Annotated in this window: 18 protein-coding genes and 1 pseudogene; 8 read left to right on the top strand and 11 right to left on the bottom strand. The window is 32.0% G+C overall.

Features of this window, described 5'->3' with window-relative positions:
* Positions 1-145: 145 nt before the first annotated feature.
* The 4 genes and pseudogenes from J2S19_RS07145 to J2S19_RS07130 all read right to left on the bottom strand — a co-directional run bounded on the left by J2S19_RS07145 (position 146) and on the right by J2S19_RS07130 (position 4,664).
* Positions 146-947 (bottom strand): annotated as a pseudogene (locus J2S19_RS07145) (AAA family ATPase).
* A complete protein-coding gene (locus J2S19_RS07140) occupies positions 940-2,382 on the bottom strand; it encodes a TnsB C-terminal domain-containing protein (protein WP_307339309.1) in 1,443 nt (480 codons plus the stop codon). The pseudogene J2S19_RS07145 and the gene J2S19_RS07140 overlap by 8 nt, the downstream one beginning before the upstream one ends.
* A 79-nt stretch (positions 2,383-2,461) precedes the next feature.
* Positions 2,462-3,010, bottom strand: coding sequence for a recombinase family protein (locus J2S19_RS07135; protein ID WP_307339307.1), 549 nt, complete (start codon positions 3,008-3,010; stop codon positions 2,462-2,464).
* Between the two features lie 457 nt (positions 3,011-3,467).
* Positions 3,468-4,664 (bottom strand): murein hydrolase activator EnvC family protein, encoded by a 1,197-nt coding sequence (locus J2S19_RS07130; RefSeq protein ID WP_144546790.1) that lies wholly within the window; start codon positions 4,662-4,664, stop codon positions 3,468-3,470.
* A 444-nt stretch (positions 4,665-5,108) separates the two neighbouring features.
* On the opposite strand from J2S19_RS07130, the gene spoIIP reads away from it, so the two are divergent.
* Together spoIIP and J2S19_RS07120 are read left to right on the top strand one after the other, a co-directional pair.
* Positions 5,109-6,098 carry a stage II sporulation protein P gene (gene spoIIP / locus J2S19_RS07125; protein WP_307339303.1) on the top strand — a complete coding sequence of 330 codons (990 nt, stop codon included), beginning with the start codon at positions 5,109-5,111 and terminating at the stop codon, positions 6,096-6,098.
* 291 nt (positions 6,099-6,389) lie between these two features.
* Positions 6,390-6,986, top strand: a complete 597-nt coding sequence (locus J2S19_RS07120; protein ID WP_144546794.1) for a YdhK family protein — start codon at positions 6,390-6,392, stop codon at positions 6,984-6,986.
* Positions 6,987-7,101: 115 nt separating this feature from the next.
* Here the strand turns inward: J2S19_RS07120 and J2S19_RS07115 are convergent, their stop codons facing one another.
* Together J2S19_RS07115 and J2S19_RS07110 are read right to left on the bottom strand one after the other, a co-directional pair.
* Positions 7,102-7,788 (bottom strand): response regulator transcription factor, encoded by a 687-nt coding sequence (locus tag J2S19_RS07115; protein WP_144546797.1) that lies wholly within the window; start codon positions 7,786-7,788, stop codon positions 7,102-7,104.
* Entirely contained in the window at positions 7,766-9,163 is a 1,398-nt protein-coding gene (locus tag J2S19_RS07110; RefSeq protein WP_307339296.1) for a sensor histidine kinase, read from the bottom strand. The genes J2S19_RS07115 and J2S19_RS07110 overlap by 23 nt, the downstream gene beginning before the upstream one ends.
* Positions 9,164-9,324: 161 nt before the next feature.
* On the opposite strand from J2S19_RS07110, the gene J2S19_RS23700 reads away from it, so the two are divergent.
* Complete coding sequence (locus J2S19_RS23700) at positions 9,325-9,624, top strand: AbrB/MazE/SpoVT family DNA-binding domain-containing protein (RefSeq protein WP_370875089.1); 300 nt, start codon at positions 9,325-9,327, stop codon at positions 9,622-9,624.
* A gap of 99 nt (positions 9,625-9,723) precedes the next feature.
* Here the strand turns inward: J2S19_RS23700 and J2S19_RS07105 are convergent, their stop codons facing one another.
* The 4 genes from J2S19_RS07105 to J2S19_RS07090 form a co-directional block, all read right to left on the bottom strand.
* Positions 9,724-10,359 carry a nitrite reductase gene (locus J2S19_RS07105; RefSeq protein ID WP_144546800.1) on the bottom strand — a complete coding sequence of 212 codons (636 nt, stop codon included), beginning with the start codon at positions 10,357-10,359 and terminating at the stop codon, positions 9,724-9,726.
* 99 nt (positions 10,360-10,458) lie between these two features.
* Positions 10,459-12,876, bottom strand: coding sequence for a heavy metal translocating P-type ATPase (locus J2S19_RS07100; protein ID WP_307339292.1), 2,418 nt, complete (start codon positions 12,874-12,876; stop codon positions 10,459-10,461).
* Positions 12,877-12,947: 71 nt separating this feature from the next.
* Complete coding sequence (gene copZ / locus J2S19_RS07095) at positions 12,948-13,154, bottom strand: copper chaperone CopZ (RefSeq protein ID WP_144546802.1); 207 nt, start codon at positions 13,152-13,154, stop codon at positions 12,948-12,950.
* 86 nt (positions 13,155-13,240) lie between these two features.
* Positions 13,241-13,573: a metal-sensitive transcriptional regulator gene (locus J2S19_RS07090; protein ID WP_144546803.1), complete on the bottom strand. Its 333-nt coding sequence runs from the start codon at positions 13,571-13,573 to the stop codon at positions 13,241-13,243.
* Positions 13,574-14,064: 491 nt separating this feature from the next.
* On the opposite strand from J2S19_RS07090, the gene J2S19_RS07085 reads away from it, so the two are divergent.
* The 5 genes from J2S19_RS07085 (at position 14,065) to J2S19_RS07065 (ending at position 17,093) form a co-directional block, all read left to right on the top strand.
* A complete protein-coding gene (locus tag J2S19_RS07085) occupies positions 14,065-14,619 on the top strand; it encodes a recombinase family protein (RefSeq protein WP_307339285.1) in 555 nt (184 codons plus the stop codon).
* Between the two features lie 181 nt (positions 14,620-14,800).
* A complete protein-coding gene (locus J2S19_RS07080) occupies positions 14,801-15,064 on the top strand; it encodes a helix-turn-helix domain-containing protein (protein WP_307339280.1) in 264 nt (87 codons plus the stop codon).
* A 416-nt stretch (positions 15,065-15,480) separates the two neighbouring features.
* Positions 15,481-15,660 carry a helix-turn-helix transcriptional regulator gene (locus J2S19_RS07075; RefSeq protein ID WP_307339278.1) on the top strand — a complete coding sequence of 60 codons (180 nt, stop codon included), beginning with the start codon at positions 15,481-15,483 and terminating at the stop codon, positions 15,658-15,660.
* Between the two features lie 176 nt (positions 15,661-15,836).
* A complete protein-coding gene (locus J2S19_RS07070) occupies positions 15,837-16,073 on the top strand; it encodes a hypothetical protein (protein WP_307339275.1) in 237 nt (78 codons plus the stop codon).
* Positions 16,074-16,241: 168 nt separating this feature from the next.
* Positions 16,242-17,093, top strand: a complete 852-nt coding sequence (locus J2S19_RS07065) for a hypothetical protein (protein WP_307339273.1) — start codon at positions 16,242-16,244, stop codon at positions 17,091-17,093.
* A gap of 420 nt (positions 17,094-17,513) precedes the next feature.
* Here the strand turns inward: J2S19_RS07065 and J2S19_RS07060 are convergent, their stop codons facing one another.
* Positions 17,514-17,876 (bottom strand): hypothetical protein, encoded by a 363-nt coding sequence (locus tag J2S19_RS07060; protein WP_307339270.1) that lies wholly within the window; start codon positions 17,874-17,876, stop codon positions 17,514-17,516.
* Positions 17,877-17,992: the final 116 nt, after the last annotated feature.

Genomic DNA, 17,992 nt, shown 5'->3' with positions numbered 1-17,992 from the left:
TTTCAGTGTCATAACCTAAAAGTATTGACACCGAAATAACCATTCTGTCACTTTAGGAGTTATTTTTCACCTATTTTAAGCGATAATTTGCACTATAAGTAAATAAAAAACTATCTCTTTTTATAAAGATAGCTTCTATTTATATCTAATTTATTCCGATCACTAAACTATCTCGTGCAGCTTCCACAACTTCTGTAGTAATAGCATTAAGATTATTAATTTCAAGTATTCTCTCAATCTGAGTGAAAAGTCTCTGTATAAGCCTAAAGTTTCCTCCGGTAATCTTAATGATACTTGTAATTGCCTCATAATCAGAAAAATCTTTAAGTTGAATTGAAAGTCCTAATCCTTCCCATTTATATTCCAAAATATGATGAGCTTCATCTTTACTAAGTTTATCAAATTCATGAGCAAATCCAATCCTAGAGTAGAGTTGAGGGTACCGAGCTAATCGCTTCTCAATACCAGGCATTCCAATCAATATCATTGCAATACTTATTCCTATCATAAATATCTCTTAGTTGTTCTAAATTTTGTACTTTTAGTCGGTCTATTTCATCAACAATAATCAAGTCGATATCTTCAAAAGCGTCAGTAGTGTAATTTTCTTCTTCTCTTTTATACATAGTTCTTACCATATTCATTCTGGATCCAATAAGATTGATTTGATCAGTCATTTTAGTCGCTCGTACAGCCGGTGCTGTATAAAAAATTGTTCTTGCTTTAAGAATCTGATCATCTGCATTTAACCCTATTTCATCTGCTCCTTTATATGCGATTTGCTTCTCAATAAAATCCCAGTTTGAATAATACCTTGAAGATAATGTTTTACCAACTCCAGGAGGTCCATAACAAATACCGATATATTTATATTTGATACAAGCATCGCAAAACTCAGCAAACCTTTTATATTCTTTTGTTTCAATAAATTTCTGCAATTTACTCATTAAGATACCTCTTTAATTTTGACTTCTTTTTATCGGGATTAGTTAACTGGCTTTTATCTCTTTGTTTTGATATAACAACTTCTTCTACAACAGATTTTCTAGATTCTAGTTGATTCTTTAAGTTTCGTCTTATTTTATTTCGTGCAGAAATAATTTCTTTTAAATCTACCGTATAATCAGAAATTTCGGGTGAAATAGCAGTACATAGGTATTTATCTTGATAAAACACTCGAATTTCTGCAATATCTCTTGGATCATAACGAATAAGGACTGTTTCACCAACGTATGCTGCTAAGTTTGTATCCATATATCTCAAGCCTTGAAAGTGAATACCATCTGAGTGAACTTTTCTTGGCTTTGCCACATTTAATAATAGTAAATCCAAACTTTCTAAGCTTTCTGGCATATTAGGTAAAAATCCTGAATCATTCCATCTAAGTATTGGTTGTTTTTTTGTTGTGCCATGAATCCTATGATGATAATTATTTATAATAAAAATTGAAAACTTCTCATCAAGTTCCTTAAGAGTAAGAAGTGAAGTACTAGTTTGATTGCCTAAATAACCAGGTAAATCTTGTAGAAATAATTGATTAACTGTTAGGAAGAATCTTTCAATCTTACCTCGCCCTCTTGGAATACCTACAGTTGAAAAGACTAGATTGATTTTTAAATCAATTGCTACCTGTTCTAAATGTATGGATGTAAAGTCACTTCCATGGTCAGTATAAAATTTCTCTGGGATACCACATATAGGCCAATCACGATTTCCCTTTTTCCATATTGCTTGGTGTAAGACTAATGACGTGTTTATTGCAGAGGGTGATTGAAAGGTTAAAAAGTACCCGGCAACTGCTCGACTATAATCATCTAAGATAATTGTTAGCCAAGGTCTTTCGGGTTTTCCTTTTTCATTTAAAACGTTAATATCTAGCAATGTATGATCAGCTTGCCAAATTTCATTGGGGTGACTAGCTTCTCGTCGGTGGACTAAATCATATTTATTTTGATATTCCTTTTTCCCTTCATAGGCTAATTTCTTTAAATTTGGTGAAAGAGATTTTGAAATCGAATAAACTTGATAATAACTAGGTTGTTTCCAATTGTTTTTATTACACACTTCACATATTTTTCTATGAATGGATGCAACTGAATTTCTTCTATGATTAATTATTAAATTCTTAATCACATCCATCACATTTTTTTCAATTTTAAATTCTCCTGAATCTTTACGACTTTTGCGAATCAAACCTTTTAATCCAAATTGTTCATACTTACTGATCCAATTATGAAGTGTTCGTTTTGAAATTTTCGTTTCTTCAGCAATAGATTTCAAACTTTTCTCCTGATTAAGATAAGGAGCAATTAACCAGTATTTATCCATAGCCTTTTGTCTTTGTTCTTCTGAATACGATGTTAATGGGGGAATTTTACTCATATAAACAACTCCTTCAGAAAGTGAAGCAACTAAATTCATAGTTGCTTTTTAGTTCTATCAAAAATTAACAAGGAATCTACTATTTATTTTTCATTTTACGGTATAGAGTCATTCTGGATACTCCGGCTTTATCTGCAGCTTCAGTAAGTGTTATACCTTGTTCCATGAGATAAAATGCGTAATTTAATTTTTCATTATCAATAGGCGGTCTACCTGGAAATTTCCCACGTTTCCTTGCAGCCATGATACCTTCTTTAGTTCGCTCAGAAGTTAAATCCCGTTCGAACTGGGCAATCCCCGCAAAAACAGTAAAGAGCATTTTTCCATGTGCTGTTGTGGTATCAAGCCAAGATTCCTTTAAACTTTTTAAATTCGCACCCTTTTTGGAAATTAATTCTGCAATCTCAATTAAGTCTTTAGTAGAACGGGAAAGCCGAGTAAGGTCGGTAACCACAACTGTATCTCCAGGGCGAAGAAATTCCAACATATGGTTTAACTCTGGTCGATTCCGTTTTGTACCTGTTACTTTTTCAAAAAAAATCCTTTCGCAACCAAACTCTATTAATTGCTGTTCCTGACGATCTAAATTTTGATCCATAGTGGATACTCGCATATATCCAAATTTCATAAAATTCACTTCCTTTTCTATTTAATTGTATCAAAAAAGTCATTGGACTAATATTGTTACAAATTAATTTTGTTACACATTTTTGTTACAACTAGATTGCAATTTTATAATCTTTTTATTTTTAAAATGAACTTTGTAACAAAAATGACCGTTATTGTGACATTTCATGAAAATTATATATGGGGATTTTTGTTAATTGGAAACTGTGAAGAATTATACCTTAAGTAAAGGTGCAAAGTAATGGAAATATTTGAGTAATTGAAATAAGAAGGGAGAAAAAGGCGAATCTTCAACATAATTTTTTTATGTGAACTGAACCATCAATAATTATTAAAATATACCTTCGAATCCTATTATGTTGTATTAACTAAAAAAGCATTCGAAGGTGATTGTTTTATATATCCATTTATTAAGCTATAAAAAAGAATTTTATAGAGTACATGATAAGTAAGATAACTTAAGGTAACAAATTTAATGGGTTTATAGGATTTTTCCAAGCACCTTTATGAATTTCAAAATGCAGATGTTTTCCTGTAGATCTTCCCGTATTACCCATATATCCAATTTGTTGTCCTTTTGTTACTGCTTGTCCACTACTTACTAAACGAGAATCCATATGTGCGTATACTGTTGTATATACTTTTCCATTTATGTTATGAGAAATAAAGACGGCATTACCATAGCTGCTTGAGTAATATGATCGAATTACAGTACCACTTGCAGATGCTACAATTGGAACGTCTTCTGCACTATTCGCTATATCAACTCCACCATGTAATTTTCCCCAACGAGGTCCAAAACCAGAAGTAAAGGTTCCTTTTGCTGGCCACATAAAACTGCCATCTGTTACTGTTGATACGTTTGAAGATGTTATAGCTTCTGATTGTTGACGTTCTAATTCTTTTTGAATAGTCAATTCTTGTTCTTTAAGGAAAGTAGACTCATCTTCTAATTTATATAATTCATTTTCAGCTGCCTCATGATCAATTGTGACTTGTTCCATAATTTTATTTTTTTCTTCTATTTGTGAATTTAACGTTTTTTTTAAAGTTTCTAATCCCGTTACAGACTTACCTAACTCTTCTAACTCATTATTCAATTCTAGTTTACTTTGTTCTAAAAGACTAATATCTTCTTCATGATCTTTTATAATTTCTTGGTCAGCATTAACAATAGTTGTAACTGCATTAATTCGACTTACAAAATCCCCAAAGTCTTGAGAACCTAGTAGTACATCTAAATAGTTTACTACTCCACCATTCTCTTGTAATGCTCTTACACGATCCTTTAATAAGAGATTACGCTTTGCAATACGTTCTTCTACTACCTTAATTTTCTCCTTCAATTCTTGTATTTTTTTCGAATCTGCATCTATCTTAAGCTTAAGTTGACGAATCTGCACATTTGTTTCTGTCATTTTTGTATCTAAAAGTTCTATTTCAGCATCGAGGTTCTTCTTTTTTTGCTCTAACTCAGCAATTTCATCTTTTTTATCTTCTATGGTCGAACTAATACCATTACGTTCGTTCTGAAGCTCTTCCTTTTTCTGATTTAAATCCGAGTTAGCAGTTACAGCATTATTTTTAATGGGTGTAACGATAGTGATTATACCTATTAAAACAGCCATTCCATGGGGGAATATCTTTTTTCTCACATTAAAGTACCTCCAAAATTTCTAATATACTAATTTTTGTATTTTTAAAAAAGTCAAGTGAACTTTGAGCGTTAAACTTAATTCAATATCTAGTTAATTGAGATAAATTTTTGATATTTTTGCTAGCTGCATTATAACATTGAGATCCGACATAACTCGACAAGAAAATTATTACAGTTATATTACAATCTCTAAAAATTAACAATTTCAAATTGATTTAATAACACTAAAAATTTAAATAACTTCTTATTTTAGTACAAAATGGAATATCAAATGACGGGACATAGGTAATTGATTCCATGGGGAGGTTTTAATGGATGTTATTTTTTGGTAAATGAAGTTTTTCTTAGATACATAATTTTTAATAAAAATTTAGCCTATTAATATTTAATATGAATGCCGATAATAACTATATATTACAACTAAGTCTGTTGAGGATTAATGATGAATAAATTGAGAAAAAAAACCTTAAAACTATTATTGTTAATATCAATTACAATGCTATTTTTTTTATTAATACTAGTAATCTATCTATATGAAAAAGAAGGAAAACTTTATTTTCGCAGTAATTTTGAAGGTAAAAAAAACAACGAACTTACCATGCCTTTTATAAATCAAAGTTTACAAAGGGAACTTCCTGGAAATTTTGAAACCTCAATTGAACTGAATCCAGACGAGGAAGCACTTCGAAGGGATGCTGCATTAAATAAAGATAAAATCAATTCTTTTAACGAACCTATTATAAAACGTCCCAATATCACACAGGGAGAGAGCCACAGCACCTTGGGTAGAAAGGTGGTATTTATTTACTTTTCGCATACAAGAGAATCTTTTTTACCTTATTTTAAACAAGGAACAGCTCGTGAAAGTGCATATCATTCAAAACTAAATGTAGCATTAGTTGGTAAAAGATTAGGCCGATCATTAAGAAATAATGGAGTTTGGAATAATGTCAGTGACATAGATATTATAAACTTATTAAATAATCAAAATTTAGATTTTGGTGATTCCTATAAAATGTCAAGAGAAGTTGTTTTGCAAGAAAAACGAAAAAATAATGATTTAGAAATGGTTTTCGATATTCATCGAGACTCACTGCCTAAGGATTTAACAACAGCAAACATTAATGGAGAACAAATGGCAAAAATTTTATTTATTATTGGAAGTGGACATAAAAACTATAAAGAGAATTTAAATTTTGCAAGTAAGATTAATGCTATTATTGAGAAAAGATATTCTGGTCTTTCAAAAGGAGTTATTATTAAAGATAAATCTCAAGGTAATGGTGTGTATAATCAAGATTTATCTCCTAATAGTGTTATTGTGGAAATCGGGGGGGTAGAGAATACTCTGGAAGAATTATACCGTAGTGCTGATGTTTTAGGTGAAGCAATAAGTGAATATTATTGGGATAAAGAACATAAAGGAAAGTAATTTATAATAAAGACTTAATTAATATTGTTTTAAAAATACTTAATAGGTAATAACTAACAACAAGTAGTAAAGTAAAACTACTTGTTGTTTTATTTCTGACTAATATATTTTTAAAGTATTTAATGAAGCTACAAGTAAATTTCTGATTTTTATAAAAAGATGAAAATGCATATTTTCTGCAAAAACATTTGATAATCTTTTTATAGCATCTTGTAAGATGTTCTCTATACTGAGTGATTATGGATATAATCACCCGAAATTTATCATTAACGAAAAATCAGGAGGAAAATCATGAGTAAACGATTTGTAATCTTATTTGTGTCTCTATTATTAGCACTTACCATGTCAGCATGTGCCAATAATAGTACAGAAGGTGAAAAAAATGAAGTGAATTCAGATTCTAAAAAAGAAGAAACATCAATGGATCATTCTGAAATGGATCATTCTGAAATGAATCATTCCAGCTCAGGTGAAGTGCCTGAGGGCTTGCAAGTGGCTGAAAACCCAACCTATAAAGTTGGAAGTAAAGCTATATTAGAAACTGATCATATGGAAGGTATGAAAGGTGCTGAAGCAACAATAGTTGGAGCTTATGATACTACAGCATATGTTGTTTCCTATACACCAACAACAGGTGGAGATAGAGTTGAAAACCATAAATGGGTGATTCATGAGGAGATCAAAGATGCTGGGGAGGAAGTATACGAACCAGGAACTGAAGTTATACTAAATGCCGACCATATGAAAGGTATGAAAGGTGCAACTGCAGAAATTAATTCTGGAGATATAACGACTGTATATATGGTTGACTATACTCCAACTAATGGTGGAGAAGAAGTGAAAAATCACAAGTGGGTAACAGGCAGTGAACTCTCTCCTATCAAATAGAGAACTATTTAATAATACAAATACTACGATATTAACTAAAACAAAAAGAACTTGGGTAATTATCCAAGTTCTTTTTGTTAAGTATAAGTTTAGCCTTTATCTTTCATTTTCAACATTAAGTTTTAGAGACCCATTTATATCCGATTCCCCAAACTGTTTTTAAATACTTTTCAACAGGGAAGTTTGCTGAACGTAATTTTTCTCTAATATTTCTTATATGAGAATCAATAGTTCTATCTTCAGTTTCTGACCTTAATCCCCATAGAATAGAAAGTAAATGTTCTCTTGAAAAGACTTTATTTTGGTGTTTCAAAAATAGACTTAACAAATCAAATTCCTTTGGTGTAAATAGAATTTCCTTATTCTGATAAGTTATCTGAAAGGTTGACTTGTTCATAACTAATCCCTCAAATTGCAAATACTCACCTGTTTTTAATTTTCCACTTGTTCTTCTTATTACTGCTTCAATTCTAGCTAACAATTCTTGTTCATTAAATGGTTTAGATAAGTAATCATCAGCACCTTTTTTTAATCCTTTTACTACATCTTGTTTATCACTTCTTGCAGTTAACATTATTATTGGGACATCAGAAATTCCTCTTATTTTTTCACAGGTTGTCCAACCATCCATATCAGGCATCATTACATCTAAGATAACAATATCTACTTTTTCGTTCCTTAATAATTCCAATCCTTCTTCACCTGATTTGGCTTTAAAACAATTATAGCCATACGGTGTTATATATAAATACAGAAGCTCTAACATCCTTTGTTCATCATCAATTAATAAGACATTCTTCATATTTCTTCTCCTCAAGTGTAATCTTAAAGCATGTTCCTTCATTTTTTTTACTATCTACTGAAATTGTTCCCCCATGTGCATTAACAATCTCTTTTACAATAGATAAACCAAGACCAAAACCACCTGTTAATCTTGATCTAGATTTATCAACCCTATATAAACGGTCAAATATATAGGGTAAATCCTCAGAAGGAATTCCTATCCCTTGGTCTCTAATTAAAATGATAATTTTATTACCTCTTTTTTTAACTTCAATAGTAGTTGTTGAATGTATATCGGAGTATTTTAACGAATTATCCAATAAATTAAAACAGACTTGTTCAAAACGAATGGGATCAATTTCAACATAAGCATCTTCATTACAAATAAAATCCAATTGCACACCTTTACTTTTATATACAGGCTCTATTTTTCTGATGATTGATTTCATAAATTCACATATTTTTATTTTTTCTTTTTTTATGGAAAAATTATTTTCGTCCATTTTCGCTAGTTCAAATAATTCCTCTAACAATTTATTAACGTGATCTGCTTCTTCATAAATAATACTTAAGTAGTTTATTCTATCTTTTTCAGCAAGATTATTTTTTTTACCTAAATCAGCATAACCTTTTATGTAAGTCAAAGGAGTTCGAAGTTCATGTGAAATACTTGCTAAGAACTCATTTCTCTCCTTTGTTAGATAATTTAAATCATTAGCTAATTTTCGTATAGAATTTGATAATTCTCCCAATTCATCATTTGATGAAATAGGTAGAGAAACAGAAAAATCTCCCTTACTTATCTTTCTTGTCGCATTTTTCATAGAAACTAATGGTTTAGTAAGTGCTCTAGAAAGAAATATGGTTGTAATTAACATGAAAAATAATATTAGAATTGAAGCCAAGATAAAGTGTTCATTCAAATTAGAAATAAACTTTTGGATATTCTCGTTACTTTTAAACATATAAACATAGCCGATTTTATTTTCTTTACTTTGATAGGGAGAAACCGTTGAAATATATTCTTCAATTTCCCAATCTGACTGGATAATAACCCCATTCTTTGGTATTTCATTATAGTTAACCCTTTTCTCTATAATTCTTTCCATACTCTTATCAACGACCTTAGACTTTGCTAAGATCTTCCCTGACTTATCTGTAATCACAACTTCAGTATCTGTTTGAGATTCCATTAATTGAATATGATGTAATGTGTCTTTGTCAAATGAGTTTTCCAAAACATCCCTATGGCTATTTCCCCTTGATTTTAGTGAAGTCAATTCTTCATTAACAAGAGTATGAACAACATTTTGATGTAAATAAAACATAGAAACAGCTTCTATTATAAATATGCAAATAAAAAACCAAAGACCAAGTTTAATTGAAATTTTCATAATCTACACCTTTATTTAAAATGTGAAATATCCATATTATAGAGAAATTATATTAAGAAGATATTCAAAAATATATATACTTTGAAGTGAAAGTTTACCATTTCTATAAAATGCAAACTTTCTTCACAAATTTTTATTACCTTTAAAAAAAGAATATAGAGGTGATAAAATTGAACCAGTTAAGACTTAATAAATCTGGACAGATCTATCTCCCCAATTTTATCAGAAATAAAATGAAGCTCGTACCAGGTGATAATTTATTTATATATAGGGAGAATCAAGACATTATACTGTCTAAAGAAGGGTGTTTGACAGAAAATCAATGTATACTTAGTAGTAACGGGACTCTTCATATTCCAAATGAAATAAGAAAAATGACAAATATCAAATCATCAGTAGTATTTAATGTCAGTGTTCAAGAGAATGAATATAAGTTAATTCTTAGTCCAAAAATGGCTTAAAAACATCTGATCTAACTAAATCTTTCATTGTGTATAGAGGTAAAGCGTTAATCTAGATTGATTAACGCTATTGTTTTCTTAGTGTTTTCTACCATACTATTAAAGTGTTATAGGTAATTGGTTTTTAAGGTTTTCTAAACCGTATCGATTAATAAATTTAAAAAAGGTTTCTTTCTTCTTACCTTGGTCAGTATAGATATTTATTATTTTTTCAACAACCTCATATAGTTGTTCTGGAGTTAGCTGCTCTAATAATAAAGTACCTAGTTTAGCATCTTTCCCTTTAGCTTTTCCTCCAATATATAAATCATATCCGTCCCTTACTTTCATTACACCGATATCATTTACTAGAGGTTCACCACATCCTATTGGACAGCCTGTGTAGGCTGGACGAAGTGTAAAAGGAACCGATTTTCCTGCTATTCTTTTATTAAGCTCAATTGCAACGGGCATACCTTCTTCTTTTTCACCTTTACAAAAATTGCAAGTTCTTAAACTTTTTACAAGGTTCCCTACTGGGTAACAGAGTAAACCTACTTCCTTAAATTTTTCTTCAACCTTCTCCATATTACTTTCAAGTACATCGATATAAAGTTGTTGGAAAGTTGTCAACTCTAGTTCATCACTATCATTCATGTACTCAGCAATTACAGTCAGCTGTTTTGCATTTAATTTTGCACCGAAAGAGATTCCACTGTTTACAGCTAATTTAACCTTTTTTTCTTCTTGATTCATACCAATTTCACTTCCTTTTAAAAAACCAGTATTCATTTTTTTGTTATGAATACTATAGAGTAAACAAGGTAGTCTGAGTTTACTCTATAGTGAATTAATTCAATTTTTGAATTTTACCCTTTGTAAACGCAAAGCATTTAACACAACCGACACAGAACTAAATGCCATAGCTGCACCTGCTAACCATGGCGCAAGTAATCCAATTGCTGCAATTGGTATGCCTAAAGTATTGTAAGCAAATGCCCAAAATAAATTTTGTTTAATATTACGCATTGTTTTACGACTCATTAAGATTGCATCAGCAATACTGTTTAAATTCCCTCGAATTAGTGTTATATCTGCAGCCTCCATGGCAACATCTGTGCATGTGCCAATTGCCATTCCAATATTAGCTGTAGCAAGTGCTGGTGCATCATTAATACCATCTCCGACCATTGCCACCTTTTTGCCCTGTTGTTGTAACTTAGTAACTTCTTTAGCTTTACCTTCAGGAAGAACTTCAGCAATCACTTCGTCAACGCCTACTTCTTTACCAATTGCTTGTGCTGTTCGCTTATTGTCACCTGTCATCATGATGACTGTGATGCCCATTTCTTTTAAACGACGTACAGCTTCTTTAGATGTATCTTTTATAGTATCGGCTACGGCCACTAAACCTGCGTATTGTCCATTTATACCAGCTAACATTGCTGTCTTCCCATTTTCTTCGAGTTTTTCCATCGTTGAAAGAACCGGTGTAATATCTATATTATATTGTTGCATTAGTTTTCGAGTCCCAATGACAATACCTTGACCTGATACTGTTGCAATAACACCATAACCAGGAATTGCTTCGAAGAATTGAATATTACCAAGCTCAATACCTTTATCTTCAATTCCTTGAACAATTGCTTCTGCTAGTGGATGCTCAGATTGTTTTTCAGCTGCACCAATCAGTGACAAAAATTTCTCCTCATCTTGCCCCTGCGCGACTAGAACATCTGTTAAAACAGGTTTACCATGAGTTACCGTACCAGTTTTATCAACTACTACTGTGTCAATATTTTGTGTTTGCTCTAAATGCTCTCCACCTTTGAATAAAATACCAAATTCTGCTGCACGACCCGAACCAGCCATAATGGAAGTTGGTGTTGCTAATCCAAGTGCACAAGGACAAGCAATAACAAGTACTGCAATTAATACTTCAAGTGCTGATGTAAAATCGCCTGGTTTTACCAATATTATCCATACTAAGAAAGTGATAAGGGCAATTCCCACTACGATTGGTACAAACACACCGGAAATTTGATCAGCCAAACGTTGGATTGGTGCCTTCGATCCTTGTGCATCTTCTACTACTTTAATGATTTGCGCTAATGCTGTATCACGCCCAACTTTTGTTGCTGTCATTTTGATGAACCCATTTTTATTAATCGTTGAGCCATATAATACATCACCAGCTTTTTTATCCACTGGTAAACTTTCTCCTGTTAACATGGATTCATCAACTGCTGTAGTTCCTTCTACAACTTCACCATCAACTGGAATTTTTTGACCTGGTTTCACTAATATGAAGTCACCAATTACTACTTCCTCTAACGGTATTTCCTTTTCAACACCTTCACGTAAAACAATCGCTGTTTTTGCTTGAAGCCCCATTAATTTTTTGATCGCTTCAGAAGAACGCCCTTTTGCTTTTGCTTCAAATAATTTCCCTAAGAGAATTAATGTGATAAGTACCGCACTTGTTTCAAAATATAGTTCTGGTCCATGATGAGATCCAGTTGTAACAATTGCTTGATAGACACTATAAAAATATGCTGCTGATGTACCCATGACAACGAGAACGTCCATATTTGCACTTCCATTACGAAGTGCTTTATAAGCACCAACATAAAACTGTTTCCCAATAATAAATTGTACTGGTGTTGCCAATATCATTTGTATCCAGGGATTCATTAAGAAATCTGGTACATATAGAAATGATGTAAATGTAAAATGTCCTACCATAGTCCATAATAATGGTAATGATAAAATTGCTGATATAATGAATTTTCGTTTCTGATTTTTAATTGCTTTTTCACGATAGTCTACCGTTTCTTCATTCTGTTGTTTCTGGTGTGCCCCATAACCGAGTTTCTCTACCTTCGCAATAATGTCAGCGATCGTTATTTCTGATGGATTGAATTCGATGGTTGCTTTTTCTAGTGCCAAATTAACGTTTGCATTAGCAACACCTTCCATTTTATTTAACCCTTTTTCGATACGTGTTGCACATGCTGCACAAGTCATTCCGGTTATATCAAATTCTGCCTTTTGTTTAACAACACCATATCCAAGTGCTTCTATTTTCTTTTCAAAATCACTTTCGCTTAGTTTAGATGGATCATATTTTATAGATGACTTTTCAAGTGCTAAGTTAACTGCTGCCTTCTTAACACCTTCCATCTTATTTAATCCTTTTTCAATACGTGTTGCACATGCTGCACAAGTCATTCCTGTAATTTGAATATTCGCTTCTTTTACTTCTGTACTCATGAAATCCCACACTCCTTATACCCTTATGGGGTATATTGAATTTAAAATGAGAGAGTGCTATGAAAGCACTCTTATTCTACCTCATATCCTTGTTCTTCAATCTTTTCTTTAATTTTATCTAGAGTTACTTGAGACTCATTAAATAATACTTCAACTTGAGCATCTGCTAATTTTACTGTTACTTGATTAACACCGTCTAATTGACCAACACTTCCTTCGATTGAATTTACACAATGCCCACATGACATTCCTTTTACGTTTAATGTTATATTTTGCATACTTTTCTCTCCTTTAAATTGATGTTACAAGGTACTCTATAGGGGTATAAAAAATTAAAAAAATTTAATTTCTGTTTAAAAGTTTTTTATTTTTTCATTAACCTTTGAATCGTCACAACTAATTCGTCTAAAACCTCATCGTCACCTTCTGAAATACGATCTACAACACAACCTTTTATATGGCCTTCCAAAAGGATTTTGGCTACACTATTTAAAGCAGATTGTGTAGCAGAAAGTTGTGTGATAATGTCATCACAGTAAACATCATTATCTATCATTCCTTTGATTCCTCTGATTTGACCTTCTACTCGATTTAATCGTGTGGTTAAATCTTTTTTTACACGTTCAGGATGATGGCTTTTTCGACAAGAAGTAACATTCTCTGAGTGGCAAGCTACTTCTTTCACATTATTCTCCATGTACTTAACCTCCTAACTCGATTTCATATTACTATACCCCAGTATGGTATGTAAATAGGCTGATTAAAATAATTTTTCAAGAACTTTATCTAAAGAGAAGATTACTTGGGTGATTTTATTTCATATTTTTTATAGGTTTGAGGAAAATTCCCTTTTAGTTTACATACTCTCAGCATTTATATACGAAAATTTTGAATATGAACCCCAATAAAAGAAGAATGATGTTTATGTTTTACCTCATTTATACCCTAATTTAATAATTACGAATTTTTTGGAAGTGAAGCTATTTCAGAAAATGATGCATTTAAATTTATTGAGCATATAACATGCATTGAATAGTTACTTATCTCAAGAATTATATGTTATTAGTGCAAAATATCGCTTAAAATAGGTGAAAAATAACTCCTAAATTGACACCATTCAGTAAAATCAATATATAGCAAGGTGTCATAACTTAGTGTCTTAAATCAATACATAAAAGGTGGTCAATTATGAAATACGGATACGCTAGAGTAAGTACAGTTCATCAAGATTTACAACTACAAATACAAACACTTGAAAACGAGGGCTGTGAAAGAATATATTCTGAAAAATTCACAGGCACAAAAGCTGACCGTCCTAAATTTAAAGAATTGCTTTCTACTTTAGAGAAAGGTGACACTTTAGTTGTAACCAAATTAGACAGATTTGCACGTTCTACAAGTGACGCAATAGAGACAGTAAAATGGCTGTTCCAAAAAGGTGTTAAAGTTCATGTATTAAATATGGGATTAGTAGAAGATAGTCCTACAGGTAGGCTTATTTTTAATATAATGAGTTCTTTCGCAGAGTTTGAACGAGACATGATTGTCGAGCGTACACAAGAAGGTAAGGCTATTGCTAAGCAGCGTGAAGACTTTAAGGAAGGTAGACCTAACAAGTACACTAAAAAGCAAATACAACACGCTCTAAAGCTACTAGAAAGTAATTCCTATAAACAAGTGGAAGATTTAACAGGAATATCAAAGAGTACCCTAATTAGAGCGAAAAGAAACCAAACACAATAAAAACTTAACAAAAAATATACTTTACATTGAGCGGTTTAGTAAAACCGCTCATTTTTGCATTTAATCTTACAATTTACATCATTCATTAATCTCCTATTCATCGCAACCAACTAGATAGATAAATCGATAACTAAATTGAAAGAACAGTTAACCAAATCATCTCGAAAGGTGGAAGAATTTAATGAAGACTTTAGGTAAATTTTACAGCGTAAAAGAGGTAACTGATATCTTTGGGGTTCAATCTGATACTATATACGAATGGATTTATACGGTCTCCTTAAAGGCTTATAAATTGGATGGTATAGTTAGGATATCAGAGTATCACTTAAAAGAGTTCTTACAAATGAGTGAAATAGTAATTGATGATATGTTTGATTTTGCGAATGAAGATGTTGACTACTATCCATTGTTCCTTGATTGGATTAAACAACGTGATAATGAATAGACTCAGTATATTAAATGAAAGAGGGGGAAAATATAACCTCCTCTTTTTGTTGTTAAAGATTAGCCAGTGCCGAATGTTTGACTTTTGGTAAAAAACCCTTGCATATCACCCATTCTCTCCATACAAATTTTTTTCAAATTTCTTTGTACGTCAGTTGCTTTAAAATGGGTGTCCTAATTCCTCAAATCCCAATTTATTCAGATACCACCATTTTTATAGGTAGTAACCCTACATTCGTTCCCTCCATCCGCCTATAAATATCCACTTATGTACGCACAAAACCTAGCATTTTGCCGTTATTTATCGTTTAATCTTTTATTGCATTGTTCTATTCCTTCTGTTGTTAGAAATTAAAACGCTATTCCTATAATGATGATGTTAGAGGATAAAACATCAAAATTAGGAGGCATTACGGTATGGAAAAAGAGTTTTTAACAGTTCGTTCATTATCAAAATTACTAGATATGAGTGAGCAAACAACGTACAAATTAGCACGAGAGGGAGTAATTCCAGGACGTATCAAAGTTGGAAAGTCTGTGCGGTTTAATAAAGCGGTTGTAATGGATTGGTTGCAAAAAGGCGGAGCTAATTCATGATAATGAAAACTAAGGACTTATACAGCTTTTCACAAGCAACTGCAATATTGGGGGTTACTACTCAAAGGTTGTTTGAATTATCTTCTTCTCCCTATATTGAGAAGGTGCATATCGAGAATAGGATTTATTTCACCAAGGATAGCATTCGAAATCTCGTATTGAGAGGTGATGTTTAAATGATTAGCGTAGAAAAGACAAGTCGTGTGTTAAACCACTTTAATATAGCCTTTACTGAAAGTGCTGTTCTAAGTTACTTACAACATGGACAACTTGAAAAATCCCCTCGTATAGAAAATGGCTATTACTCTAGAAATACCAAATACGGTTATAGTGTGAATGTCGACTCACTTATGAACTTTTTACTTAACCGTGGAGTTACTGAAAAAGAAATAAAAGTAATTTTATCAGCTTAGAAGTTTCTAAACTTCTAACTGTTAACATACAACCGTTCCAGGATTTTGCATTGGCAATTTCCTTGGAGCGGTTTTCTTAACTCCAGATCATAACATGGCAACTTTTAGAGTGTTTATTTCGATTACTAGATTAACACTAACTTTTTTAATAACTAAGGAGGAATTTTCGTGGAATTAATTGCAGTTAACCCTTTAACAGGTGAAGTAAAAGGGGAGATAGCTTACTATAGAACCCCCGAACAAGAAAAAAGACACAGACAAAAACAAGACTTAGAAAAATATAAGTTAAGAGGGAGAAAGCCTTATATAAATTGCTTTCATGACTCAATTAAGGAGGTGACGCAACACCTTTCACTCACAGAGAGCGGAGCAGTAATGAAATTGTTACTTTACCTAAAAATGAATGGTGAAGGTCTTTTGCAAAAGAATGGAAAGCCCTTAAGACAGCTTGACATACAAAATATTCTTGGTAAGAGCAAAAGACAGACTGTAGATATTGTAAAGAGGCTTGAAACCCTATCTATACTAATATCAGTAAAAGAGGGACGTTCAAAACTCTTTTATATGAATAACTACTTCCATATCATGGGGAAAGTTCCTAAAAGGGGGTACTTCACAAAATTACTTACAACTAAACTTCGTGAAGTTGTGGGAGATTTAAAACTAGAACAACTAGGCTTTTTATATAAAGTTCTCCCCTACTTCCACTATAATACCTGCATTCTTTCACATAATCCCAATGAAGAGGATGAAAAGAAAATCAGGTATATGAACCGTAACGAGTTATCTACCGCTATTAACTATGATGTCGATAATATTACATCATTAGTAAAAAAGCTAGAAGAACAGGGGCTAATTATGTTCACTAGGAGTTGCGGAAATGTACTTTACTATGTCCATCCTGATTTAATGTATCGCCAAGCAAATGACGGTGATACGGAGAAATTCAATGCTTTACGTCAGATGTTTGAGGCTCACAAAATCAACGCAAACAGAAGAAAAGCGAAAGTAAAGGACTGAAATTCAGTCCTCTTTTTTATTTGTACGTCAACAATGCGGTGTAAATTGCACCTATTAGCCTTTCTATGCGGTATAAACTGCACCTATTTGTTGAGCGAAAAAGTGCCATAAAGTCAATAATATTAATAGTTTAGGTGTTTTCATATGTGTATTCCTTCTTATATCTTTAAAGTATTATAAAGAATAACTTAATCAATATATTCAAAAATAATGAATAAAATTATAGGGGCGAGGAACGAAGCCCCCGAAGTGAGCGAAGCGAACGGAGAATACAAGTAGTTAGTATGTAAAAATTCCAATGACCATGGATGTTCGAAGAACTCCTTCGGTCGTTCTTCTCCATGGTGCTCCTAAAGTCGCACCTATAACTTTCTTTCTTTTGGAAAATACTTTTTAGAGCAGTGTTTTACAAATATTGTTTTACTTCTTACCTGCTATCCACTTATTACCACAGTTCATACAACCATTCACAAGCGAGTTTCTGCCAATAAACCCACATAACAATGCAATAGGTAGAGAAAAGAAAATACCGATTGCAGTTGGTGCCATTAAGATACCATACAGTGTTGAGTTAAAATCAAGAACATTAAAAACAAGTGACCGTATTATAGAGAAAATTATCCCTATTGCGACCAAAGAAAATAACACCTTAAACATTAAACCAAAACTATACCCTCTTTTATTAGCCACCACTTGGTTTGACTTACATTTTTTACAGATTACACTATTACCGCTGCTTTTCAAATTATTAGTTTGATCTGGATGTTTCATAGCTGTATTCATTATTGACCTCCGTGACCTTATTCCTATAAAAATATAATTTAATATATGAATATTTTACCAAACGGTTTGACCTAATTCTAGAAAACTTCTAAAAGCACTCAAAAACTTTTAAAAAT

The organism is Metabacillus malikii (assembly GCF_030813355.1).
Classification (GTDB): Bacteria; Bacillota; Bacilli; order Bacillales; family Bacillaceae; genus Metabacillus; species Metabacillus malikii.
Note: the sequence above shows the minus strand (reverse complement) of the source record. Positions and strands in the feature narration are given on the sequence as shown.